Consider the following 22,563-nt stretch of genomic DNA (forward strand, 5'->3'; position numbering starts at 1 on the left):
GCATGTCATCGAGCGAGCAATAACGATTGTCGACGCACGCTTGCTCGCGCACGCGACGAGCATGCTGTACCCGCGAGCACGACATTTGCGTTCGCTCGCGTCACGCGAGGGCGGCCGGCAACATGGTCGGCATGGATGCGAACGAAATTCAACGACAGGCACGCAACGCCGTGCGCAAGGGCTCTATTCTCGATGTCGACCACGGCGCGGGCCTCTGCCGCGTCGCAGTCGGCGAGTCCGACGACGACGGCCTGCAAACCAACTGGATTCCCTGGCTCACCCCTGCGGCCGGCAGCACGCGCGAATGGCTTCCGCCGACGAAGGGCGAGCAGGTCGTGCTGCTCGGCCCGATGGGCGACTTCGCGCAAGCAGTCGCGCTGCGCGGCCTCTACTCGGACGCCGCGCCAGCGCCGGACAACTCCCCGAACACCCACACCCGCGTCTACGCGGACGGCGCGCGCGTCACCTATGACCATGCGGCGCACGCTCTGACGGCCGAGCTGCCGGCCGGCGCGACCGTGCACATCGTCGCGCCGGGCGCGGTGGTCGTGCAGACGAAGGATGCGACGGTACAGGCCGAGCACATTCTGCTCGACGGTGACGCGACCGTGACGAAATCGCTGACCGTGAAAGGCCCGTTCGCGTTCGAATCCGGTATGACCGGCAAGGGCGGCGACGGCGGCGCCGTGATGAAGATCGACGGCAGCGCTGACTTCACCGGCGACGTGCTCGCCAATGGCGTCAGCCTTGTCAATCACCCGCACCAGGCGCAGGGCGAGTTCGCCATTACGTCGAAGCCGATCCGGAGCGGTGCATGAAGGGCATGAACGCTGTCACCGGTCGCGCGATTTCAGGCGTCGACCACCTGTCGCAGTCGGTCGGCCGGATTCTGACGACCCCGCTCGGCTCGTGCATCCAGCGCCGTTCGTTCGGTTCGGAATTGCCCGACCTGATCGACGCACCGACCAATGGCGCGACGCGCATTCGCCTGTATGCGGCCGCCGCGACTGCGCTGATGCGCTGGGAACCGCGTCTGACCGTCACTCGCGTGCAGCTCGTGGCGGATACCGATGAGGCGCTCGCCGGTCAGCAGCTCGTCGACATCGAAGGATGGACCGACGAGCGCGACGAGCCCGTGTCGCTGCGCGTCCCCGTTTTGAACGGAGTCGGCGCATGAGAACGACCCCGATCGACCTGTCGCAACTGCCGGCGCCCGATATCGTCGACCCGCTCGACTTCGAAACGGTCTTTGCTGAACGCAAGGCGCGGCTCATTTCCCTGTACCCGGCCGACCAACGTGCCGAGATCGCCGCGACGCTCGCTCTCGAATCCGAACCGCTGACGCGATCGTTGCAGGAGAACGCTTATCGCGAAGTGCTGCTGCGCCAGCTCATCAACGACAAGGCGCGGAGCATCCTGCTCGCGTATGCACGCGGCACGACGCTCGAACATATCGCCGCCCTCTTCGATGTAGAGCGCCTGGTCATCTCGGCCGGCGATCCTAAGAACGGCGTCGATCCGGTTTACGAGGATGACGACAGCCTGCGCGAGCGCGTGCAGCTCGCGCCGCGCGGTTTCTCCGTCGCCGGCCCTGAAGAAGCGTACGTGTTCCATGCGCGCTCGGCTGATGGCCGCGTGCTGTCTGCCGCTGCGTTCAGCCCGGAACCGTGTGTGATGGTCGTCACGATCCTGTCGCGCGAAGGTGATGGCACAGCGAGCGACGAGCTGATCGAGATCGTGAAGAAGAGTCTGGAGGGCAAGCGGCCGCAGACCGACGAAGTGATCGTGCAGAGCGCGAAGATTGTGCGCTACGCGATCCGCTCGACGCTGCGCTTCTTCTCCGGCCCGGACCGCGCCGTCGCGCTCGCGGAAGCGAACAAGCGCACGGCGAAGTTCGCCGCCGACATGCACCGGATCGGCATGGAAGTGACGGTCGACGGCCTGCACGCGGCGATGCGCGTGGCGGGCGTGCAGAAGGTATTGCTCGACTCGCCGGCCGGTGGCGTCGCCGTGACGGGCGAGCAGGCGCCGTACTGCACGGGAATCGAGCTGATCGATGGCGGGGTCGCGGATGAATAAGCCGATGCCCTCGTTGCTGCCGCCGAACGCGACCGCGCTCGAGCGGCGCCTGGCCGAGACCAACGCGCGAATCAGCGGCATCCCGGTCGACATCGGCACGCTGATGGATCCGGACGCGATCCCGCTGGCGTTCCTGCCGTGGCTCGCCTGGCACGTCGGCGTCGAGACCTGGAAGGACTACTGGCCCGAGCAGGTCAAGCGCGCGCGCGTGAAAACCGCGATCCGCATCGCACGCATCAAGGGTACGGCCGAAGCCGTGCGCCAGGTGTGCGCGTCGTTCGGCGCGAACGTGGCGATGCGCGAATGGTTCGAGATGACGCCGCGCGGCCGGCCGGGAACGTTCGACATTGTGCTGACGGTCGGCAGCCGCGACGGTGTGCCTGTGACCGCCGAATACGTCGCCGATATCCGCGCGGAAGTCGATCGCGCGAAGCGCGGTACCGCGCACTACACCTTCAAGCAGGGCTTTGGCGCGACCGGCGCGCAGCGCGTCGGCGCCGGCGCGCGCGCCGCGGTCTATTGCCGCCTTTCCCTCTCGGATACCTGAACATGGCTGGAAACCTGATCCAAATCACCGACGCCGGCCGCGCGGCGCTCGTCGCGGCGGGAAACACCGGCACCGTCGCGCACCGCGTCACCGAAATCGGTCTCGGCACCGCCGCTTTCGCTTTCGACAAGGGCATGAAGACCCTGCCGAACGAGCGCAAGCGCGTGACGACGTTCGGCGGCGAAAACGTAGCGCCGGACACCGTGCACGTCGTCATCCAGGACGACACGAACGACCAGTACACGTTGTACGCGTACGGCCTGTACCTGGACAACGGCGTGTTGTTCGGCGTCTATGTGCAGAGCACGCCGATTCTTGAAAAGTCACCGGCCGCAATGCTGCTGCTCGCGAGCGACATCGTGTTCGCGTCGATCGATGCGGCGCAGCTTCAGTTCGGCCCGGCCACATTTCTGAACCCGCCGGCGACGACCGAACGCAAGGGCGTCGTAGAACTCGCCACGCAGGCCGAAGTCGACGCCGGCGCGGACGACACGCGCGCCATCACGCCGAAGACCGCTGCGGCCCGGTATGCTGCGCTGACTGGCGCGAAATTTACGGGACCGATCGTCGCGGAGTTTGACGCCGGCCCGGACACCGCCCATGTCAAGGTCATCCCGCCATCCGGCAAGACCGGCCGTGAAAGTCGTGTTCGACTGTACGGCACGTTCGGCGGCAACATCGCCGACACTGGCGCCCGTCTGGTCGCGACCATCCGGTCAGGGTTCGACAACGGTGCGTGGGGGCGCGAATACCTCGATATCTGGCTCAACAAAACGGGCAACGATACGCAGACCGACGCGTACCAGGCGCGCGCCGTACGCATCGCATACGGCGGCCGCGTTTTGGTCGGCGACGTGAAGAACGACGACAGCGGCTCGCGCCTTCTCGTCGGCGGCAACACCCTCACCGAAGGCACCAGCTATTCGAAGGCCGTTTCGATCGACGGCGGGGCCGGCAACTTCTCGACGCTGTTCTTTGCCGATGGCGGCAAGGTGCGGTGGTCGCTGTTCAAGCGGGAAGGCGCCGCGACCGGCGGCAATGCGGGCAACGATTTCGGATTGAACGCGTTCGCCGACGACGGCGTCACCCAGTTCTCGGCGTTTCGCGTCAATCGCAGCACGCTGGTGTTTTCGCTCGCGAAGCGCCTGCTCGTCGGCGACGTGTCCGATGACGGTCGAAATGTCATTCAGGCGGGCGGAAATGTCGCCGTCAAGGGTGGCGTGACCTCGCGGGAACTTGATGCCGGTGGTGCGAATTTCCGGGCAACTTGCGGCGACTTCGGCGCGTTCCTGCGCAACGACGGCACAAATTTCTATCTGCTGTCGACGGTGAAGGGCGATCCGGAAGGCATGTTCAACGGATTCCGCCCGTTCACACTGAATTTCGCAACGGGTCGTGTCACGATCGACGACACGGGAGCCGGTACGTTGATTGGCGGGCCCGCAACGGTGCGCGGCGAGCTTTCGGTCGGGCGCTCCACACCAGAAGGACAATTGCGCCTCGGCCCCATCGACGGCTACCTGTACGGTAATACGCAATCGTTCGGCTGGTGGGCAGGCAACGCGGGCTCATTCCAATACTTCACGGCCGACCATACCTTCCGAATTGATGGAAAGCCCGTGTGGCACTCGGGCAATGTAACGCCACTCGATCGCGCGAAGGGCGGCTCGATGGCGGGTGATCTGTGGTTCGATCCGGGTAAGCGCATTTTTCTGTCGGAAGGTAGCGTCGGGGCTCCTTCGCTCACGTTCCAAAACGACGGAGCGCCAGACACGGGCTTGTATCACATCGCTGACGGTTCGTTCGGGGTCACTTGCAACTCACTCCCCCAAGTGGCGCTTACGCCGAACGGAACGAATTTCGAAAGGCCGGTACAGGGACCAACGCCCCCACAAGGTGATCGCTCGACGCGCCTCGCGACGACGGAATGGGTGCTGTCGGCCATCTCGACTACGACGGTCGGTCAGATTGTCTTCGAGCCCCGCACCCTGGCGCGCGCCGGCTTCCTGAAAGCCAATGGCGCGCTCGTCAATCGCGCCGACTATCCGGCGCTGTGGGCCTACGCCCAGGCAAGCGGCGCACTCGTGTCCGACTCCGAATGGCAAAACGGCCGCTGGGGTTGCTTCTCGACCGGTGACGGCGCGACGACCTTCCGACTGCCTGAAATGCGCGGCGAATTCATCCGCTGCTGGGCGGATGGCCGTAACGACATTGACGCGCAGCGCGCCATCGGCTCATCCCAGGGCGACCAAAACCGCTCGCACGCACACGGTGCATCGGCCGCTGCTGTCGGCGACCATGCGCACTCGGCCTGGACAGACGCGCAGGGCAACCACGCACACTCGGTGGGTCAGGACGCACACGCGCACGGTGTTGGACTCGGCGCTGACGCCGCCCATGCAACGACCGTTGGACGCGCCTACGGCCCGGACAACGGGCGGCAGTACAGCATCGGCACGGACGGAGCGACCGTCAATATCTGGATCAACGCAGACGGCAATCACGGCCACAACGTCGGCATCGGCGGGGCCGGCGGCCACTCGCACGCAATCACGATCGGCGCAGACGGCGGCAACGAAGCGCGGCCGCGCAATATCGCGCTGCTTGCCATGATCCGCGCCTACTAATTTACGGACCTCGAAACATGCTGATTCACCACTACAGCCCATCGACCGGCGAATACCTGACCAGCAGTCAGCCCGACGCCGATCCACGCAATGACGGCCGCTGGCTCATTCCGTCATCCGCCACGCTCGACGCACCGCCGCCGCGCACGCCGACGACCTGGCCGTTCTATCGTGACGGCGCATGGTTCCTGCTGCCGGACTACCGCGGGCGAGTCTGCTACCGCACCGATACCGGCGAGCCCGTTGAAATCGCGATTGCCGGCAAGACGCCCGACGATCTGGAGCTGACGACCGAGCCGCGGCCGTCGCCGCGCCACGCGTGGATCGACGACGCATGGACCGTTCCGCCCGAGCTGATCGCGCGCGAAAAGCGCGACGCCGCGATGGCCGAGTTCGAACGGCTGATGGAAATCGCACGCCGCGCGAACGCGGGGAAGGCCGACGCGTATGCCGCCGGCTTGCTCGACGACGAAGGCACCTACTACTTCAAAGCCTGGTCCGCGTACCAGATGGCGCTCGTCTCCGCGATCAACGCCGACACGTTTCCGGATGCCGTGGCGTGGCCCGAGACGCCCGCGCCATACGTGGCGCCGGCCGAGCCGATCGAACCGCAAAAGCCGGCCCCCGTCACATCGACCTGACAACGGGCTTTCCCGTTTCCTCTCACCTGTACACCTATAGGAGCTGCACACCATGCCGCAGGATTACCACCACGGCGTACGCGTCATCGAAATCAACGAAGGCGGCCGGCCGATTCGCACGGTCTCCACGGCCGTGCTCGGCATCGTCTGCACCGGCGCCGACGCTGACCCGGCGACCTTCCCGCTCGACACGCCGGTGCTGCTGACGAACGTCATCGCCGCGCTTGGCAAGGCCGGAACGAAGGGCACGCTGCGTCGCACGCTGGATGCGATCGGCAAGCAGACGAAGCCCGTCACCGTCGTCGTGCGCGTCGCGGACGGTAAGGATGAAGCCGAAACGACTTCGAACGTCATCGGCACCGTCACGCCGGACGGCAAGTACACCGGTATGAAAGCGTTGCTGGCCGCGCAGGGGAAGCTCGCCGTGAAGCCGCGCATCCTGGTCGCGCCCGGCCTCGACACGCAGCCCGTCGCCGCGGCATTCGCGACGATTGCACAATCGCTGCGCGCGATGGTGTACGTCGCCGCGCACGGCTGCAAGACGAAGGAAGAGGCGGTCGCGTACCGAAAGCAGTTCGGCCAGCGCGAAATCATGGTGATCTGGCCGGACTGGCTCGGCTGGGACGACGTGACGAACTCGACCGTCGCCATCCCGGCGCCGGCGATCGCGGCAGGCCTGCGCGCGAAGATCGACAACGACATCGGCTGGCACAAGACGCTGTCGAACGTCGTCGTCAACGGCGTGACCGGCATCAGCGCGGACGTGTCGTGGGATTTGCAAGACCCGGCGACGGACGCTGGCTATCTCAACGAGAACCAGGTCACCACGCTCGTCAACCGAAACGGCTTCCGCTTCTGGGGCTCGCGCACGTGCGACGCGGACGGCAAGTTCTTCTTTGAGAACTACACGCGTTCCGCGCAGGTGATCGCCGACACGATTGCCGAAGCGCAGATGGGTGTCGTCGACGGGCCGCTCAATCCGTCGCTCGCGCGCGACATCATCGAGAACATCAACGCGTGGTTCCGCCGCGAAGTCTCGGTCGGCGAGCTGATCGGCGGCGGCGCCTGGTACGACCCGGAGCCGAACACGACCGACGAGCTGACGTCGGGCGGTACATGGATCGACTACGACTACACGCCGGTCCCGCCGCTCGAAAACCTGAAGCTGCGCCAGCGCATCACCGATCGCTATCTCGCCGATTTCGCCTCGCGCGTGTCGGCCTAACCAGGAGTCACACACATGGGTATGCCCCGCAAGCTGAAAGGCTTCAACCTGTTTCACAACGGCACCAACTTCGTCGGCGAGACGAAGGAGATCCAGCTCCCGAAGCTGTCGCGAAAAATGGAGGACTACCAGGGCGGCGGCATGAGCGGCCCGATTCCGATCGACTTCGGCCAGGAGGCTATCCAGCTCGAATGGACGTGCGGCGGCTTTATGGAGGATGTCGTTCGTATGTACGGCATCACCACGCACGACGGCGTGCAACTCCGTTTCTCGGGCGGCTACCAGCGCGAGGATTCGAAGACCTACGATTCCGTCGAAATCGTCGTGCGCGGACGCCACAAGGAAATCGACATGGGTTCCGGCAAGCCGAAGGAAGACACCGATTTCAAGGTCACGACCGCGGCCAGCTACTACAAGCTGTCCATCAACGGCCAGGAGCTGATCGAGATGGATTTCATCAACATGATCGAGAAGATCAACGGTAACGACCTGCTCGCCGGTCTGCGCCAGGCGATCGGCCTGTAACCGCTTGTTCCCACCCCGCCCGCGCACGCCGCGGGCACCCTTTGAATCATCATCAGGACACGCAACATGACGACCATCGACACCAACAACACCCCCACCGGCGGCGCCGTACTCGACGCGATCGCGGCCAACACGCACACCTTCGACACGCCGATCGTGCGCGGCGATCAGACCATCACGCACGTGACGCTCGCGAAGCCGTCCGCCGGCGCCCTGCGCGGCACGTCGCTCGCGGCGCTCGTGAATCTCGACGTGGACGCGCTGCGCAAGGTGCTGCCGCGCATCAGCACGCCGACGCTGACCGAAATGGATGTCACGTTGATGGACCCGGCCGACCTCGTGGCATTGGGGGGTATCTTCGCCGGTTTTTTGATGCCGAAGGCGCTGAAAGCGAGCATGGAATCCCAGAACGCGTAGAAGACGCGATGGCCGATGTCGCGACGGTGTTCGGCTGGACACCGCGCGACATGGACGACTTTTCACTTTCTGAGCTGATGGATTGGCGCGAGCGCGCCCGGATACGAAGCGGACACGAGTAACGATGGACAGCGCCCTGAAACTGCGCGTCATGTTCGACATGGTCGACAACTGGACGAAGCCCTTGCGGAACATGCTGAACAGCAACAAGGGGCTCGCGCAGTCGTTGAAGGCGACGCGCGGCGAGCTGGCCGAACTCGGCAAGCAGCAGAAGGCCGTCGCCTCGTTCCGCGAGATGCGCACCGGGCTCGCTGACACCACGAAGAAGCTCGGCGCGGCGCAATCCAATGTGAAGGCGCTCGCCGGTTCGCTGCACGCGTTCGGCCCGCCCACTCGAAAAATGGTCGACGATCTGGCGCGCGCGCGTCAGGCAGCGTCGCGCCTGCGCGCCGAGCAGAAGAAACAGACGGCCGCCGTCGACGAGATGCGCGGCCGGCTCGCTCAGGCCGGTATCGAGACGCGCAACCTTTCGCAGCACGAGCGCACGCTGCGCTCGAGCATCGCGTCGACGACGGCCACGATGCAGGCGCAGACGCGCCAGCTCGAAGCGCTGACGGAGCGCGACCGCAAGCTCGCCGCAGCGCGCGGCAAGATGCAGGCGATGCAGGGCGTCGCCGGCGGGATGGCGATCGGCGGCTACGCCGCTCGCTCGACCGGCATGCGGATGCTCGGCGGCCTCGGCGGCACGCTCGACGAAGCGAAGAAGATGACGAACGAGCGCGCGCGCATCACGGCGCTCGGCCTTGGCGACCAGGCGACGCAGGACGCCGAGAAATACGTGCGCGCGATGAACATGATGGGCGTCAGCACGTCCGACAACATGACGCTGATGCGCGACGCGCTGTCGATCTTCGCGGACGAGCATCACGCGCAGATGGTGATGCCGACGCTAGCAAAAATGAAGTTCGCGAACGAAACACTGTTCGGCGCGGAGGACGCCCACGCGAACGAAGAGAAGTTCATGAACATGCTGAAGGTGATCGAACTGCGCGGCGGCACGAAAGACGAAGCGACGTTCAAGAACGAAGCGAACATGGTGCAGAAAGTGCTGTCCGCAACCGGCGGCCGTGTCGGCGGCGACGAGTGGCGCAACTTCATCCAGACCGGCGGCGTCGCCGCGAAGCAGATGCGCCAGGACGCGTTCTATTACCAGATGGAACCGCTGATTCAGGAAATGGGCGGCCACGGCGTCGGCACTGGCCTCATGTCCGCATACAGCAACGCGTACCAGGGCAAGACAACGAAGCGTGCGGCGAACCAGATGATCGCGCTCGGTCTGCTCGACAGAAAAAAGGTCGTCGACACGAAAATCGGCACGATCAAGGAAATCAAGCCCGGAGCGCTCACCGGTGGCGATCTGTTCAAGGCGTCGCCGCTCGAATGGCTGGAAAAGGTGTTTCTCCCGAAGCTGGCCGCGAAGGGGATCACCGATCCGGACAAGGTGAAAGACATGATTTCGACGATCTTTACCAACCGGACTGCATCGAATCTGTTCACGACCATGTACATGCAGCGGGACCAGATTCACAAGAATGAAAAGCTCAATCGCGGCGCATACGGCATCGACGACGCGGCGAAGCTCGCAGCGCTGCAAACCCAGGGCAAGGAAAACGACCTGCTCGCGAAGGGGCGCGACTTGCGCCGCGAGATCGGCGAGCGCATCGCACCGCTGTACAACGCGGCGCTCGACAAGACCCGCGAGATTCTCGACGGCCTCATCGGCCTGATCCAGCGCCACGGCGCCGCGGCGAAGGTCATTCTGTCCGTGCTCGCCGCGTTCGCCGCGCTGCTCGTCGTGATGGGAACGTTCACGATCGTGCTCGCGGGCATCCTCGGGCCGCTCGCGATCGTGCGGTTCAGCATGGCGACGCTCGGCATTCAGGGCGGCTTCCTCGCGCGCACGCTCGGTGCGAGCGCGACCGGCTTCGGCCGGTTGTCGGGTGCGGCTTCCCGGTTCTCTGTTGTCGGCAACGCTGTGCGCGGGACCGCCGCTCGCATGCGCACAGCCCTGGCCGCCGCCTGGTCAGCGTCATCGCCGCGCACGGCCTGGTCGACGTTGCGCGGTTATGCACGGACGCTGCGCGAAGGCATTCCGGCCGCCGGCCGCGCTGCCGTGTCGACCGTCGCACAGTGGGGGCGCACGGCGACCTTGACGATGAAAAGCGGTCTGGTCGCAGCTCGGCAATACACCGCCCAGGTATGGCGCGCTGTCGCCGCGCAGGCGGCCGCGTCGCGCGCGGCCGTTGCCTCGCGCTGGACCGCCGCCCGGCAGTACACCGGCCGCCGCGGCGTCGCCGGGATGTCGGTCGATGCGCTCAAGGGTGCGGGCGGTCTCATCAAGGGCGGTGCAGTCGGCACAATCAACGGCGTCGGCGCCGCGCTCGGCGGACTCGCGCAAATGCTGATGTTCGTCGGCCGCATCGCGCTCATGAACCCGGTCGGCCTCGTCATCACCGGGATCGCGCTGGCCGCGCTGCTGATCGTTCGATATTGGGAGCCGATCAAGGCGTTCTTTTCCGGCTTCTGGCAGGGCTTGACCGAAGGTCTGCAACCGCTCGCGCCGATCTTCAACCGAGTCTTCGGCGTGCTCGGCGCGATGTTCGAACCGCTCAAACCTGCGTTCAACTGGCTGATGGATGCGGTCAAGGGCGTATGGGACTGGATTTCCCGTCTGCTGTGGCCGGTCGACGCGAGCAAGGAAAGTCTGGACAAGGCCAGCAACGCGGGCCGTGGCTTTGGCGAATGGCTCGCGAACATCATCGTCGTGGCCGCCAAGGTCGCCGAGAAGATGGCCGAATTCGGGGCGAACCTGATATCCGGCCTGGTCAACGGCATCACGAACGGCCTGGGCGCCGTGAAGGAAGCCATCACGAACGTCGCGACCTCGACCGTAACGTGGTTCAAGGAAAAGCTCGGCATTCGCAGCCCGAGCCGCGTGTTCGCCGAGCTGGGCGGATTCGTCGGTGAGGGGGCGGCGCTTGGCATGGAAGGCGAAGCGCCGAGCGTCGCGCGCGCGGCGCTGGGGCTCGCGACGGCTGCCGTGACCGGATTCGGTACGCCCGCACTATCGACGGCCGCGCCGCTCGTGCCAATCGACCGGCGGCCGCCGATCGCGGCGTCGGGTCCGGCTGCAGCGTCGTCTGCATCGGCCGCCGCGCCCGCGTCGATCATCATCAACATCTACCCGCAGGCCGGTGACGATCCGCGTGCGATCGCGCGCGCCGTGGCCGCCGAGCTGGATCGTCGCGAACGCGCGCAGCGTGCGCGCGCCGGCTCGCGCCTGTCCGACTGACATTCACGGAGGATCTGTCCCATGTTGCTGTCGCTGGATCAGTTCGTGTTCAGCCTGACTACCGCCCCCTTCCACGAGCTGAAGCGGCGCCGGAACTGGAAGCATCCGAAGAAATCGCGTATCGGCGCACGCGATGCTCGCCAGTACACCGGCCAGGGCGACGATGTCATCACGCTCGATGGCCTCATTGCGCCAGATCAAATCGGCACGAGCGCGTCGATCGACCAGCTCGTCCAGATGGCGAACGTCGGCGAAGCGTACGTGTTGGTCGACGGTCTAGGGACTGTCTACGGCGCGTACCTCATCGTGGGGCTCGACGAGACGCGACGTTACTTCACCCGCGAAGGCACTGCGCGCCGGATCGAATTCACGTTGACGCTCGAATGCGTCGACGACGACGCGCTGCGCATCGACCAGGATGCAGCGCTGGCCGATGATTCGGAGACCGATGCCGAAGTGGACGCGGAGCCGAAGGCATGACAACGCGCGTGATGGAACACTCGAACGCAGCCGTGTATCGCCTCGAACGTGTTGAGCCGATGGCCGACTACCGCATTACGCTCGGCGGCCGCGACATCTCGCGGCGGTTCCTGCCGCGGCTCGAATCGTTGACACTCACGGAATCTCGCTCTGACGATGCGGATACCGTCGACCTGGTGCTCGACGACTCGCGCGGCGATCTGGCGCTGCCGAAGCGCGGCGACGAAATCAAGGTGTCGATCGGCTGGGCCGGCGAGCAGCTCGTCGACAAGGGCACGTTCGTCGTGACCGAGTTCGAGCACAACGGCGCGCCGGATACGCTGGTCGTGCGCGCACGCTCGGCCTCGATGTCGAACGGCATGCAGGAGCGTCGTGAGAAGAGCTGGCACAAGCAGACGATCGGCTCGATCGTGCGCGCGATCGCGGCGCGCTACAAACTGACGCCCGCCGTCGCCGACACGCTGGCGAAGATCGTGATCGCGCATATCGACCAGACGCACGAAAGCGATATGTCGTTTCTGACGCGCCTGGCGAAGCGCTACGACGCCGTGATGAACGTGAAGGATTTGCGGTTGCTGTTCACGCCGATCGGCACCAGCAAGACAGTCAGTGGAAAAGCGTTCCAAGTGTTAAACCTGACACGCACGAGCGGCGACCAGCACGCCTACCACGTGTCCGAACGCGAGAACTATTCCGCCGTGCGTGCGCATTACCATTCGAACGGCAAGGCGAAGCGGAAGTCAGTGATTGTGGGCGGGGAGAACAACAAGAACGTGAAGGTGCTGCCGGAAGACTACGCGAATGAAGCTGAGGCACGAGCTGCGGCGCAAGCCGAGTTCAAGCGCATGCAGCGCAGCCAGGCGACGATGCGCTATTCGCTCGCGCGCGGCCGCGCCGATCTGTTCCCCGAAATGCCAGTCACGCTGTCTGGCTTCAAGCCCGAAATCGACGAAACCGCGTGGCTCGTGAAGAAGGCGACGCACACCATCGACAGTGACGGCGGATTCACGACCGGGCTCGACCTCGAAATGCGCGACGATCCGACGACCGATCGGCACCGGTCGCATTTCAAGAAGGGCGGAAAGTAAAAAGCCCGCACGCGGCGGGCTTCAGGTTGCTTGCTATGGGAGTCGGTCAGCGCGACTTCTAGTGATCGTTCATATTCGCTCGGATTGGCGGCCCGTCGTCGCACCGTCCAAGCGCCGCGCGCGCGACACGAAGATTTCCCATCGCCTGAATCGCAACTTCGAGCACGTGGCTGACCGACTGCATGGCATCGTCGATCGCTGCGCGTGCAACATCGCGCTCACCGCCGGTCATGTCCGAGCGGACTCGCCCCTCGCCCATCGCTTGGGTGCGTGCGTCCGCATGACGGGCGGCCATGCCAACCGTGCCGTTGTTGTGCTTCATGTCGATGCTCATTCTTCTGGTCCCTCACAAACATGTTCATGGACCGACGACACGCAACACGACGCGGTTGCCTCGGAATCTCCCACGTCGCCAGCATCGCCGGCTTTCAGGATGCTAACTCAATACTGGATGGATATACAGTGTTTGTGTGAAGAATGGCTGGCGTGCGGCGACGCGCCCGGACTACTTCTTTCCGTCCTTCGCAGCCCGCTCGGCGCGCACGCGTTCGATTTCGGCCATCGCACGATCAACGTTCTCTGCCATGCGTTCGTCGAGCGCTGCGCGGCGGTTTTCAGGCAGGCGCTTCGCGCGCTGCGGCGTGCCAGTCTTAAGCATGACGGCCTGATTTAGAACGCTACCAATGAACGACTGCAAGGTGGCTTTGCCTGTTTCGTTGAGTTGCCGATATATGGCAACGAGTTCGGCCTCCTCTGCATCAGTTTCTGAGCGCGTATCGCTCTGGCGCCCCGCCTCCAATCTCTCGCCAGTCAGCACGTAGACGATGTCGACCCCGATCGAGCGCAGTGCCAAAAGAAAGCTGGTATCAGGCGCTCTTTCGTCCGATTCGTAGAACGCCAATGTCTTCCGGCCGAGTTGGCCGATCGCAGCGAACTCGTCCTGGCTCAAACCGATGCGCAGCCGCTCTTCACGCAGGCGCTTACCTACAGTTTCCATTTGTACCCATTTCTTGTTGACGTGTACTTTTGTGGCCATTACACTAGCCTTACCGTAACGCAAGGCTAACTATCAAAGTATACCGACCATGACTACCGCCAAAGGCCCGCGCCGATCACCACGCGGCACCCTGTCGGACAAGCCCGTATACGTCCGGCTGACATCCACCGAGCGCGACGAGCTCGAACAATTCGCCGCGCAGCGCAATCGCTCGATTTCGAGCATGGCGCGCGAGCTGATCCGTATCGGCGCGCGCCAGCTTCGCGTCATCCCTCGTTCCCGTTCCGCCCGCTCGTGAATTGAGGAGCCCGCATGTATCCCGATCCCAAGCGCATCCGCAACAACAAGCACACCGTCCGCTTCGACGACTACGAGCAAGCCGTGTTGACGGCTCTCGCGAACTACCAGGGCGAGCAACTCGCCGTCTTGATTCGCGAGATCGTCATGCGTGAAGCGACCGCCGTGCTCGCCGAACGCAATGCCACGATTCTGGACCACGCCGGCGCCTGAACGAAGGCACCGAACCGCCAACAATGAGTAGCTCCTACGATGCCCGAAACCAGCACGGAGATTTCTTTCTCGGATGCCGACCGCGACGTGCTGGAACGTGTGCGCCAGCAGTACAGCCTCCCGTCGATCGAGGCGGCCGCCGAGTGGCTCGTGAAGCGTCGCCTGCGCCTCACTTCGAAGCAACTGAACGGTCGCGGCCGCGCCCTGTATCTCGTCCGGAGTAAGCCGAAATGCGCATCCTGAACCGCTGCCCCCACTGCCGCACGCGCGCGACCGCACGCAGCAGCCGCGAAATGTCTCAGACCTTCCGGGAAGTCACGTACCAGTGCAACAACGTCGAGTGCGGCCACACGTACGTCGTGAACATGGAGTTCGCCCGCACCCTGTCGCCGTCCGCGACCCCGAATCTGTCGCTAAACCTGCCGCTCTCGCCAAACGTGCGCGAGCGTCTCGTCGAGCAGCTCGAACTGCCCGTCTAGCGCCCTAAACCCCTTCCCCTGTTTTCCCCTCGCATCGTGCCTATCCGGCGCGAGGGGCTTTTTTTGCCCGAAAAAAGGAGATCAGCATGGCCACCCTCGCTTCCGCCGCAGTCGTTATGCCGTTCGATCCGGCCCGCCTGTCGCTCGACAAACGCCGCGAATACCTGCGCGCACTGTGGCGCGCCGACGTGGATCCGTTCCTGTTCGTCGGCACCGCCCGCCGGCTCGGCTACGTGTTGGGCTGTCATTGGGACGCCGACGCCGGCATGCCTGTCCTGACGCCCATCGTTCTGCACTGATCCGATGCGCGCGCCCCTCACCGACCTCGACCTGCGCGCGATGTGGCGCCGCCTGCGCATGGTCGGCAGTTTCGACGCCCTATGTCCGGCCGCCCGCCACGCCTTCGAATGCACGGCGAACGTATGGCGCGATCGCGAACCCGCGCCCGAGTTGCCCGCCGTCGACGGGAAACGCTGCGCCGCGAACGACTTCGACTGACCCATCCGCGCCGGCCGTCGGCGCACTCACCTGGAATCACACCATGAAGCCCTACGTTTTCAGCATCGGCGTGCTGCTGATGCTTTCCCTCTCCCTCACCGGCGTCTACTACCTGGCCGCCGACGTGCTGCGCCTGTTCGACGTTCGGCTCGCCCGGCCGATCGCTTTTGTAATCGGCGTCGTCGCAATGATCGTCCTGGTCGCAGCGCTGGCCTGGGCCGTTCCGCCGCGGGGCTGACACGATGACGAACGAGCCCACCATTCGTTACGAGCTGCTGACTCCGGCTGGTCTGCGCACTGTCACAGGCGATCACGTCGCTATCCCAAACGACGCCGGCGCCACGTTCGGCATTCACATCGAGTCGCACCTGCACGACGGCCACCCCGAAAAGTGCGTCGTCACGCACCTGATATCGGGCATCCGCATCGGCCACGGCGCGACGCGTACCGCAGCCCTCGCGAACGCGACGTCGAATCTCGAACGCAACCGCAAGCGCCTGCGCACCATGCTCGACCAGGCGATCGCCTCGCGCTACGAGCTGCAGCACGCCGTTCAACGCCTGCAACAGAACCATCACGACATCCTCGGAGGCGCAGCAGCATGACGCACACCACCCCTCACGACGCCGCGCTCGCGGCTTCCATCGCGGCGGCCGCCGACGTTCTTCGCTTCGACCATGAACCCGGCGGCCTCCAGCGCGTCGCGGTGCTCGCGCTGTTCGTCAGCGTCCTCGGCGATCGACTGGCCCTTGCCTTCCCCGCGTCGGCCGGCGCGCTGCGCGCGCTCGTCGACAGCCCCGCGACGCCCGGCAACCCTGCCGCCCTCTCTCTGCATCAACCGCAACAGTAATAACGATGGCTTCGATCGACGAACTGAAACAACGCATCGACCTGCACGACCTCGCCGACCGGCTCGGCTTGAAGCGCGGTCGCGGCGGCGACCGCGCGCTGTACCACTCGCCGCAGCACGACGACAAGAGCCCGTCCCTGTCGATCTACGTGAACCACCCGAAGCACGGCACCGGCTGGCGCGACCATAGCGCCGACGTTGGCGGCTCGTGTATCGACCTGGTCATTCACGCGCGCGGCGGTACGGTCGCCGACGCGGTGCGATACCTGCACGACGCGTACGGCATCCCGCTCGACCGCCAGGCGCCGGCCGAGCGCCGCGAGAAAACGAAGTTCGAATACATCGCCGACTGCTGCTTCGCCGAGCGCGACCAGGTGCGCGAATACCTCGTCGGCCGCGGCATTTCCGCCACGGCGATCGACGCCGCCATCAGCGCGCGCACGCTCGGCTTCAACACCTGGACGAGCGCGAAGGTCGCGGCCGGTGAAGTCGGCCACGGCGGGCCGGCCGCCGCATTCATCGTGCGCGCACCGGGCGACGGCCGCGTCGTCGCCGTCGACATGCGCTATGTCGATCCGGCGCTGAACGGCGGCGTCAAGACGCAGACCCAGGGCGACAAGGCCGGCTACGGCTGGACCGCCGATGCTCGCCGGCTCGACAAGGCGAAGCGCGTGTTCATTGTCGAAAGCGCGATCAACGCGCTGTCGATCGACACCTGCGCGATGCCTGGCGCCGCCGCCCTGGCGCTTCGCGGCCTGGCAAACGTGGACGGCATCGACTTCGCCTTCCTGCGCGGCAAACAGGTCGTGATCTGCTTGGACAACGACGAACCGTTCGCGGACGGCCACCCGCGCGCCGGCCGCCGGCCTGGGCCGGAAGCCGCCTGGGCGCTCTACGAACGGCTCACGGCGCTGAACATCAGCGCCGTGCTCGTCGACCAGGCGAATTGGTTCGCCGACCTCGCGGACGGCGAGAAGGCCGTCAAGCCGATCAACGACGTCAACGACTACCTGCAACTGCGCGGCCCGGCCGATCTGCAGCGCGCACTCGACCAGCTCGAGCCGTGGCTCATCGCCGGCCTCGCCGGCGACGCCACGCGTCGCGGCCGACCGCGCATCTTCCTGCCATCGCATGACTTCGCGCAGTACTGGCGTTTCCGTGTCCGGCCGGACTTCACCAGCTACATCACGAAGATGGACAAGAACGAGGAAAGCGGCGTCGAGACGCCCGTCATGACGGACCTGTGCGGCTTCCGCATTGCCGGCATCAGTCGCGTGTCCGTGGCAAGCGCGACGTCGACGATGACGGGCGACGCCGACCAGGCGCCCACCGTCTATTTCGCCGTATCTGTCCAGGCGCCGCGCCACGGCGCGCAGCTCGTGCGCCGCGTGATGCTCGACGATCAGCTGCACAACGTCGACCAGTGGGGCAAGTTCGGCCCGATCTGGTCGCCGGCGCCGTTCAAGCGCATGGTCAACATCCTGGAGCGCGGCGCCGACCTCGGCGCGCGCCAGGCGGCGAACTTTGTCGGGCTCGCCTGGCGCGATGGTCGCCTGATCGTCAACGAGGGGCCGGACTGCTATTTCACCGAAGCCGATAAACAGTGCCCGTACCACAACCTGACCTTCCCGACAGGCCCGGCCAGCGACGCGCGCCGCGTCATTGCTGCGTACCAGGCGACGTTCAAGCAGAACGCCGCGACGATCCCGCTCGTGTGGGCGCTCGGTGGCCACCTGAAGGCGTTGCTCGGTTTCTGGCCGCACATCACGATCCAGGCGAACAAAGGCGCCGGCAAGTCGACGCTCATCAAGCGCCTCGAGCGCTCGCTCGCGTTCACGATGTTTTCCGGGCAGTCGCTGCAGACCGAGTTCCGCCTGCTGACCAGCATCAGCCATACGAGCCACCCGGTCGGATGGGAAGAGCTGTCCGCGCGCCGGCAGGACGTGATCGACAAGGCGGTCGGCCTGCTGCAGGAGAACTACCAGTACACCGTGACACGTCGCGGCACCGACATGACCGAATACCTGTTGTGCGCGCCCGTGATGCTGGCCGGCGAAGACGTGCCCGTGCGCAGCCTGCTCGGCAAGCTCGTGCGCACGACGCTGACCGGCAAGCGCGGCCCGCTGATGCCCGACGACCTGCCGCGCTTCCCCGTGCGCCAGTGGCTCGAATTCCTCGCCGGCCTGGACAAGCGCACCGTGTCCGAGCAGTACGCGACGCTGCGCGACAAAGCGCTTGGGAAGTGCATCGCGAGCGGCGAGGACGACGGCGCGAAGCGGATGGCCGGCAACTATGCGGCCGTCGCGCTCGCGTGGCGCTACCTGTGCGAGTTCGCCGGCATGGACCCGAGCGAAGGCGACTTCCCGCGCGACCTGCTCGCCGAAATGAACGGCCACGTCGCCGAGACGAGCGCCGATCGCGAGCCGTGGGTCTGGATCATGGAAACCGTGCTGTCGGAGATCGACGGCGGCAACTACAAGCACCCATTCACGTTCGATACCGTCGACGGCGAGTTCTGTCTGCTGCTGCGCACAGGCCACGTGATGGACCACATCGCCCACACGAGCGCGCTGCGCGACAAGTGGAACGGCCTGCCCGTGAAATCCGACCGCGTGTTCAAGGCGCAGCTCAAGCACGCCGGCGTCGTGGTCGGCGAGAAGGAAGTCGAACGGCGGATCTATACCCGACGCGTGCCGTACCTCACCCCGATCTCGCTGGACCGCCTGGCCGGCTTCGGGCTGCACGTGTCCATCCGTGAAGACCTGGCTACCGACGCGACCGCGCAGCGGGGTCGAGCATGACCCGCTCTCAGCAGATGCGGCCGCCGTGCGGCCGTACCCCTTCCCTCATTCTTTCCGGCCGCGTAGCGGCCCTGTATTCGGGTTTCCGGTGCGTGCGTCGATGCGCGCAGCAATCGGCGCACGTAGTCACGCGGCCGCCGTGCTGTCCATTTCCCCCCGTCCCCCCCGCGAGTCGAAACGGCTGGGCAACTACGCGGACCTTGAGGGAGAGGGGGCGCGCGGGCCGGATTTTCCACAGGGAGCAGGCAGGCAGCGCACGCGAATCGTGGTTTTCGAGGCTGTCCGCTCGTAAGTCTTTGATTCTTGAAGCGAGTGCCGCCATGAATCGCATTCGAATTGCCACTAGTCGATGCGTTTTTGCCACTAGTTCGGTTTTTGCGCCGGCCGCCGCCGTCCCTTTTTCTCTTCTCTCTAATTCATTGAAAAAGAAGAAGAAAGAAGACGTAGAAGGGGCGGAAATCGACCGAAAAGCCATGCCACGAGTCGGGCGCCCTTTGCCACGAGTCGCGGACGCTGCCTATTTTTTAGGCCACGAGTCGGAAGGGGGTACCACGGGTTTTTCATGGCAAATGATGGCAATCAAAAACCTTATTAATCAGTTGGTTACGCATGAAAAACAGGGCATGCCACGAATCCACGAGTTGTTTTGCCCCTCCCCCCGCCGCGTCGCGCTCGGGAGATAGCCCGATGAACACCGTGAACCTCGAACAAGCCGCCGCGCTGCTCGGCGCGCACCCTGAAACGGTGCGCCTGAAAGCGAAGGCTGGCGCGCTGCCTGGTCGGAAGGTCGGCAAGCGCTGGATGTTTTCGACAGTTGCCCTGCAGCGTTACCTCGCCGGAGAATGGATTCCGCGAGTTGTGCAGGGCGACCCGCAGGAGAAACTCGAATCATGTCGCTCTATAAACGCAGTAACAGTCCCAACTGGTATTACCGTCTCACCCCGCCTGGCGGCGGTCCGGTCATACAAGGCAGCACTGGCACCAGCAACAAAGCACAAGCCCAGGAGTTCTACGACCGCCTGAAGGTCGAGCTTTGGAACCAGGCGAAGCTCGGCCACAAGCCCCGCTATACCTGGAACGATGCGGTTGTCCGTTATGTCGGCGATCGCGAAGGGCTGCCGAGCCTGGAAACGTCGAAAACGCACCTTCGCTGGCTTGACCAACACCTGTCCGGCGTCGCGCTGGCCGACATCGACCGCAACCGCATCGACGCGATCGCGCTCGCCAAACGGAGGGAACCGAAGGTGATCCGCACGAAGGGCGGCATCGTGACCACCGACCAGTGTGTCAGCGCCGGCACCGTGACGCGCGTCATCGGCGTGCTGAAGGCCGTGCTGAACGCGGCCGTCGAGTGGGAATGGCTGGACCGCGTGCCGGTCACGAAGCGCGGGAAGGTCGTGCAGAAGCGGATTCGCTGGCTCACGCCGGCCCAAGCCGAACGGTTGCTCGCCGAGTTGCCGGATCACCTGGCCGACATGGCCCGCTTTGCGCTTGAGACAGGCTTGCGCCGCTCGAATGTGACCGGGTTGCAGTGGTCGCAGGTCGACATCGTGCGGCGCGTCGCCTGGATTCATCCGGACCAGGCGAAGGCGAAAAAGGCGATCACGGTGCCGCTGTCCGATACGGCGATCGCCGTGCTGCTGCGCCAGCGCGGGAAGAAGCGCGCGCCCGAGTTCGTCGACAGCGTGTTCGTCTACCACGGTCGGCCGGTCTATCAGACCGTGACCGAAGCCTGGCGCAAAGCGTTGAAGCGCGCCGGCATCAGTGACTTCCGCTGGCACGATCTGCGTCACACCTGGGCGAGCTGGCACGTCCAGCGCGGCACGCCGTTACAGGTGTTGAAGGAACTGGGCGGGTGGGAAACGCTGGAAATGGTGCAGCGCTACGCGCACCTGTCGGCCGCTCACCTGGCGCAGTGGGTGCAGCCGCACTTGCCGGTGGCGCAGGTGATCGAGTTGCCGCGTGAAACAGCGTCAACGCCGCCAGAAACACTGCTGACCGCAGCCGGCTAACTGTAATTTCACTGTAACAGGGGAAAACGATGAAGTAACGAAACCGCTGAGAGCCTTACTAGGCTTGGCGCGCCCGGCTGGGATCGAACCAGCAACCCCTGCCTTCGGAGGGCAGTACTCTATCCATTGAGCTACGGGCGCGTGAGACAGTGAAACGACCCCAATATACAGGCCGCCCACGATTGGCAAGACGGCAAGGATACCCGGTTTCCCATGACGCGTCCACCTTGCCCGACGAATCCCCGCCGCACCGCGCTGCGTGCGGGTAAACACGCGCCATCGCACCGCTCGCCGTGATGTAAACGTTCCGTCTATAATCGTCCGTGCTTCATTGGACTGCCATTTTGCCGTTGCACCGCGCTCACAATTCCTATTCACGGAGACGAGGCAAGCATGAGCGAAGCACCCCACGAATCTCCCGTCAAAACCCCCGGGCAGCTGATTGCCGTCATCATCGCGTCGTTCGCGATTCCGATCATCCTGATCGTCCTGTTCGCCAATTATGCGAACCATGCGTTCCGCGCCGGCGCCGGCACGGACGCGCTATCCGACGAGCAGGTCGCCGCGCGTATCGCCCCGCTCGCGCAGGTCGAAGTGAAGGACGCCAACGCGCCCCGCACGTACAAGACCGGCGAGGCTGTCTACAAGGCCGTCTGCGTGACCTGCCACGGCACGGGCGCCGCCGGCGCGCCGAAATTCGGCAACAAGGACGACTGGGCGCCGCGCATCTCGCAAGGCTTCGACACGCTGCTGAAGACGGCACTGGCCGGCAAGGGCGCGATGCCGCCGCGCGGCGGCACGAGCCCCGACGACGTCAGCGACTATGAAATCGCCCGCGCGATCGTCTACATGGCGAACAACGACGGCGCGAACTTCCCCGAACCGGCCGCACCGGCCGCCAACGCGGCGCAACCCGCCAGCGGCGCGGCAGGCGCATCGGGCCCGGCCGACGCCGCGAGCGCGCAGATCGCCGCCGCGCAGGCCGCGATCGCCGCGATCCCGAAGGCCGGCGAACAACCGGCGGCCGCCCCGGCCAGCGCCGATGCGGCAACCGCCGGCAAGGCGCTGTACTCGTCGACCTGCGTGGCCTGCCACGGAGCCGGCGTGCTCGGCGCGCCGAAGTTCGGCAGCAAGGAAGACTGGGCGCCGCGCCTGAAGGACTCGATGGACACGGTCTACAACTACGCGCTGCACGGCAAGGGCGCGATGCCGCCGAAGGGCGGGTCGAACGCATCCGACGCCGACGTGAAGGCCGCCGTCGACTACATGGTCAACTCGGCGAAGTAACACCGGCCGGCCAGAAAAAACCCCCGCGGCGCATGCGCACCGCGGGGGTTTGTTTTTTGCCTGGCCGGCTGACCGGCTGACCGGCTGACCGGCTGACTGTCAGATCGTCGAATCGTCGAAACACCGCACGCCCGACAGCGCCGCGGCG

The 22,563-nt window shown here is 65.3% G+C and carries 28 protein-coding genes, 1 tRNA gene and 1 pseudogene; 27 read left to right on the plus strand and 3 right to left on the minus strand.

All coding sequences use genetic code 11. The annotated features are described in order from the left end of the window. The first annotated feature begins 131 nt into the window (after nt 1–131). From FOZ70_RS25895 to FOZ70_RS25955, 13 genes are all read left to right on the plus strand, one after another. Complete coding sequence (locus FOZ70_RS25895) at nt 132–818, plus strand: phage baseplate assembly protein V (protein ID WP_219707168.1); 687 nt, start codon at nt 132–134, stop codon at nt 816–818. Then, nucleotides 815–1,177: a GPW/gp25 family protein gene (locus FOZ70_RS25900; RefSeq protein ID WP_016038204.1), complete on the plus strand. Its 363-nt coding sequence runs from the start codon at nt 815–817 to the stop codon at nt 1,175–1,177. Before FOZ70_RS25895 ends, FOZ70_RS25900 begins: the two co-directional genes overlap by 4 nt. Next, on the plus strand, nt 1,174–2,079 hold the full coding sequence (locus tag FOZ70_RS25905) for a baseplate J/gp47 family protein (protein ID WP_059620855.1): 906 nt from the start codon (nt 1,174–1,176) through the stop codon (nt 2,077–2,079). Before FOZ70_RS25900 ends, FOZ70_RS25905 begins: the two co-directional genes overlap by 4 nt. Then, complete coding sequence (locus tag FOZ70_RS25910) at nt 2,072–2,626, plus strand: phage tail protein I (RefSeq protein ID WP_059620911.1); 555 nt, start codon at nt 2,072–2,074, stop codon at nt 2,624–2,626. Before FOZ70_RS25905 ends, FOZ70_RS25910 begins: the two co-directional genes overlap by 8 nt. 2 nt (nt 2,627–2,628) lie before the next feature. Next, a complete protein-coding gene (locus FOZ70_RS25915) occupies nt 2,629–5,253 on the plus strand; it encodes a phage tail protein (RefSeq protein WP_219707169.1) in 2,625 nt (874 codons plus the stop codon). Between the two features lie 17 nt (nt 5,254–5,270). Continuing rightward, a complete protein-coding gene (locus FOZ70_RS25920) occupies nt 5,271–5,894 on the plus strand; it encodes a tail fiber assembly protein (protein WP_059620853.1) in 624 nt (207 codons plus the stop codon). Between the two features lie 52 nt (nt 5,895–5,946). Further along, nucleotides 5,947–7,119: a phage tail sheath protein gene (locus tag FOZ70_RS25925; RefSeq protein WP_059620852.1), complete on the plus strand. Its 1,173-nt coding sequence runs from the start codon at nt 5,947–5,949 to the stop codon at nt 7,117–7,119. Nucleotides 7,120–7,134: 15 nt separating this feature from the next. Then, nucleotides 7,135–7,644, plus strand: a complete 510-nt coding sequence (locus FOZ70_RS25930; protein WP_016038198.1) for a phage major tail tube protein — start codon at nt 7,135–7,137, stop codon at nt 7,642–7,644. Between the two features lie 66 nt (nt 7,645–7,710). Next, entirely contained in the window at nt 7,711–8,061 is a 351-nt protein-coding gene (locus tag FOZ70_RS25935) for a phage tail assembly protein (RefSeq protein WP_059620851.1), read from the plus strand. Between the two features lie 8 nt (nt 8,062–8,069). Continuing rightward, complete coding sequence (locus FOZ70_RS25940; protein WP_027811792.1) at nt 8,070–8,183, plus strand: GpE family phage tail protein; 114 nt, start codon at nt 8,070–8,072, stop codon at nt 8,181–8,183. Between the two features lie 2 nt (nt 8,184–8,185). After that, a complete protein-coding gene (locus FOZ70_RS25945; RefSeq protein ID WP_219707170.1) occupies nt 8,186–11,413 on the plus strand; it encodes a hypothetical protein in 3,228 nt (1,075 codons plus the stop codon). A gap of 21 nt (nt 11,414–11,434) precedes the next feature. After that, nucleotides 11,435–11,893 (plus strand): phage tail protein, encoded by a 459-nt coding sequence (locus FOZ70_RS25950; RefSeq protein ID WP_059620849.1) that lies wholly within the window; start codon nt 11,435–11,437, stop codon nt 11,891–11,893. Next, nucleotides 11,890–12,981 carry a phage late control D family protein gene (locus FOZ70_RS25955; RefSeq protein ID WP_059620848.1) on the plus strand — a complete coding sequence of 364 codons (1,092 nt, stop codon included), beginning with the start codon at nt 11,890–11,892 and terminating at the stop codon, nt 12,979–12,981. The genes FOZ70_RS25950 and FOZ70_RS25955 overlap by 4 nt, the downstream gene beginning before the upstream one ends. Before the next feature lie 58 nt (nt 12,982–13,039). Here FOZ70_RS25955 and FOZ70_RS25960 read toward each other — a convergent pair whose 3' ends face one another. Together FOZ70_RS25960 and FOZ70_RS25965 are read right to left on the minus strand one after the other, a co-directional pair. Then, entirely contained in the window at nt 13,040–13,315 is a 276-nt protein-coding gene (locus tag FOZ70_RS25960; protein ID WP_059620847.1) for a hypothetical protein, read from the minus strand. A 171-nt stretch (nt 13,316–13,486) separates the two neighbouring features. Continuing rightward, complete coding sequence (locus FOZ70_RS25965) at nt 13,487–14,017, minus strand: helix-turn-helix transcriptional regulator (protein ID WP_081057206.1); 531 nt, start codon at nt 14,015–14,017, stop codon at nt 13,487–13,489. Between the two features lie 49 nt (nt 14,018–14,066). On the opposite strand from FOZ70_RS25965, the gene FOZ70_RS25970 reads away from it, so the two are divergent. The 13 genes and pseudogenes from FOZ70_RS25970 (at nt 14,067) to FOZ70_RS26025 (ending at nt 21,128) form a co-directional block, all read left to right on the plus strand. Beyond that, complete coding sequence (locus tag FOZ70_RS25970; RefSeq protein WP_059620846.1) at nt 14,067–14,276, plus strand: hypothetical protein; 210 nt, start codon at nt 14,067–14,069, stop codon at nt 14,274–14,276. 14 nt (nt 14,277–14,290) lie between these two features. Next, on the plus strand, nt 14,291–14,488 hold the full coding sequence (locus FOZ70_RS25975) for a hypothetical protein (protein WP_016038189.1): 198 nt from the start codon (nt 14,291–14,293) through the stop codon (nt 14,486–14,488). Nucleotides 14,489–14,527: 39 nt separating this feature from the next. Beyond that, the gene (locus FOZ70_RS25980) at nt 14,528–14,731 is read left to right on the plus strand and encodes a hypothetical protein (RefSeq protein WP_016038188.1); all 204 of its coding nucleotides are present in this window, start codon (nt 14,528–14,530) and stop codon (nt 14,729–14,731) included. Next, a complete protein-coding gene (locus FOZ70_RS25985) occupies nt 14,719–14,967 on the plus strand; it encodes an ogr/Delta-like zinc finger family protein (RefSeq protein WP_016038187.1) in 249 nt (82 codons plus the stop codon). The genes FOZ70_RS25980 and FOZ70_RS25985 overlap by 13 nt, the downstream gene beginning before the upstream one ends. Before the next feature lie 86 nt (nt 14,968–15,053). Continuing rightward, a complete protein-coding gene (locus tag FOZ70_RS25990; protein ID WP_059541883.1) occupies nt 15,054–15,266 on the plus strand; it encodes a hypothetical protein in 213 nt (70 codons plus the stop codon). Between the two features lie 4 nt (nt 15,267–15,270). Beyond that, a complete protein-coding gene (locus FOZ70_RS25995) occupies nt 15,271–15,465 on the plus strand; it encodes a hypothetical protein (protein ID WP_059541886.1) in 195 nt (64 codons plus the stop codon). A 43-nt stretch (nt 15,466–15,508) separates the two neighbouring features. Next, on the plus strand, nt 15,509–15,703 hold the full coding sequence (locus FOZ70_RS26000) for a hypothetical protein (protein ID WP_017424050.1): 195 nt from the start codon (nt 15,509–15,511) through the stop codon (nt 15,701–15,703). A gap of 4 nt (nt 15,704–15,707) precedes the next feature. Continuing rightward, a complete protein-coding gene (locus tag FOZ70_RS26005; RefSeq protein ID WP_059620845.1) occupies nt 15,708–16,070 on the plus strand; it encodes a hypothetical protein in 363 nt (120 codons plus the stop codon). Next, entirely contained in the window at nt 16,067–16,315 is a 249-nt protein-coding gene (locus FOZ70_RS26010) for a hypothetical protein (protein WP_059620844.1), read from the plus strand. Before FOZ70_RS26005 ends, FOZ70_RS26010 begins: the two co-directional genes overlap by 4 nt. A 5-nt stretch (nt 16,316–16,320) precedes the next feature. Next, entirely contained in the window at nt 16,321–19,116 is a 2,796-nt protein-coding gene (locus FOZ70_RS26015; protein ID WP_219707171.1) for a toprim domain-containing protein, read from the plus strand. 320 nt (nt 19,117–19,436) lie between these two features. Further along, entirely contained in the window at nt 19,437–19,799 is a 363-nt protein-coding gene (locus FOZ70_RS38205) for a hypothetical protein (protein WP_230948333.1), read from the plus strand. 4 nt (nt 19,800–19,803) lie between these two features. After that, a pseudogene (locus FOZ70_RS38210) lies at nt 19,804–19,893 on the plus strand (DNA-binding protein); the annotation flags it as partial. A 113-nt stretch (nt 19,894–20,006) separates the two neighbouring features. Then, entirely contained in the window at nt 20,007–21,128 is a 1,122-nt protein-coding gene (locus tag FOZ70_RS26025; RefSeq protein WP_059541896.1) for a site-specific integrase, read from the plus strand. A gap of 65 nt (nt 21,129–21,193) precedes the next feature. Here the strand turns inward: FOZ70_RS26025 and FOZ70_RS26030 are convergent. Then, nucleotides 21,194–21,269 (minus strand) — tRNA-Arg (locus FOZ70_RS26030). Between the two features lie 252 nt (nt 21,270–21,521). Here FOZ70_RS26030 and FOZ70_RS26035 point away from each other — a divergent pair. Beyond that, nucleotides 21,522–22,415: a c-type cytochrome gene (locus FOZ70_RS26035; RefSeq protein ID WP_048025223.1), complete on the plus strand. Its 894-nt coding sequence runs from the start codon at nt 21,522–21,524 to the stop codon at nt 22,413–22,415. The last annotated feature ends 148 nt before the right edge of the window (nt 22,416–22,563 follow it).

This window comes from Burkholderia sp. COPS (assembly GCF_019425585.1).
Classification (GTDB): domain Bacteria; phylum Pseudomonadota; class Gammaproteobacteria; order Burkholderiales; family Burkholderiaceae; genus Burkholderia; species Burkholderia cepacia.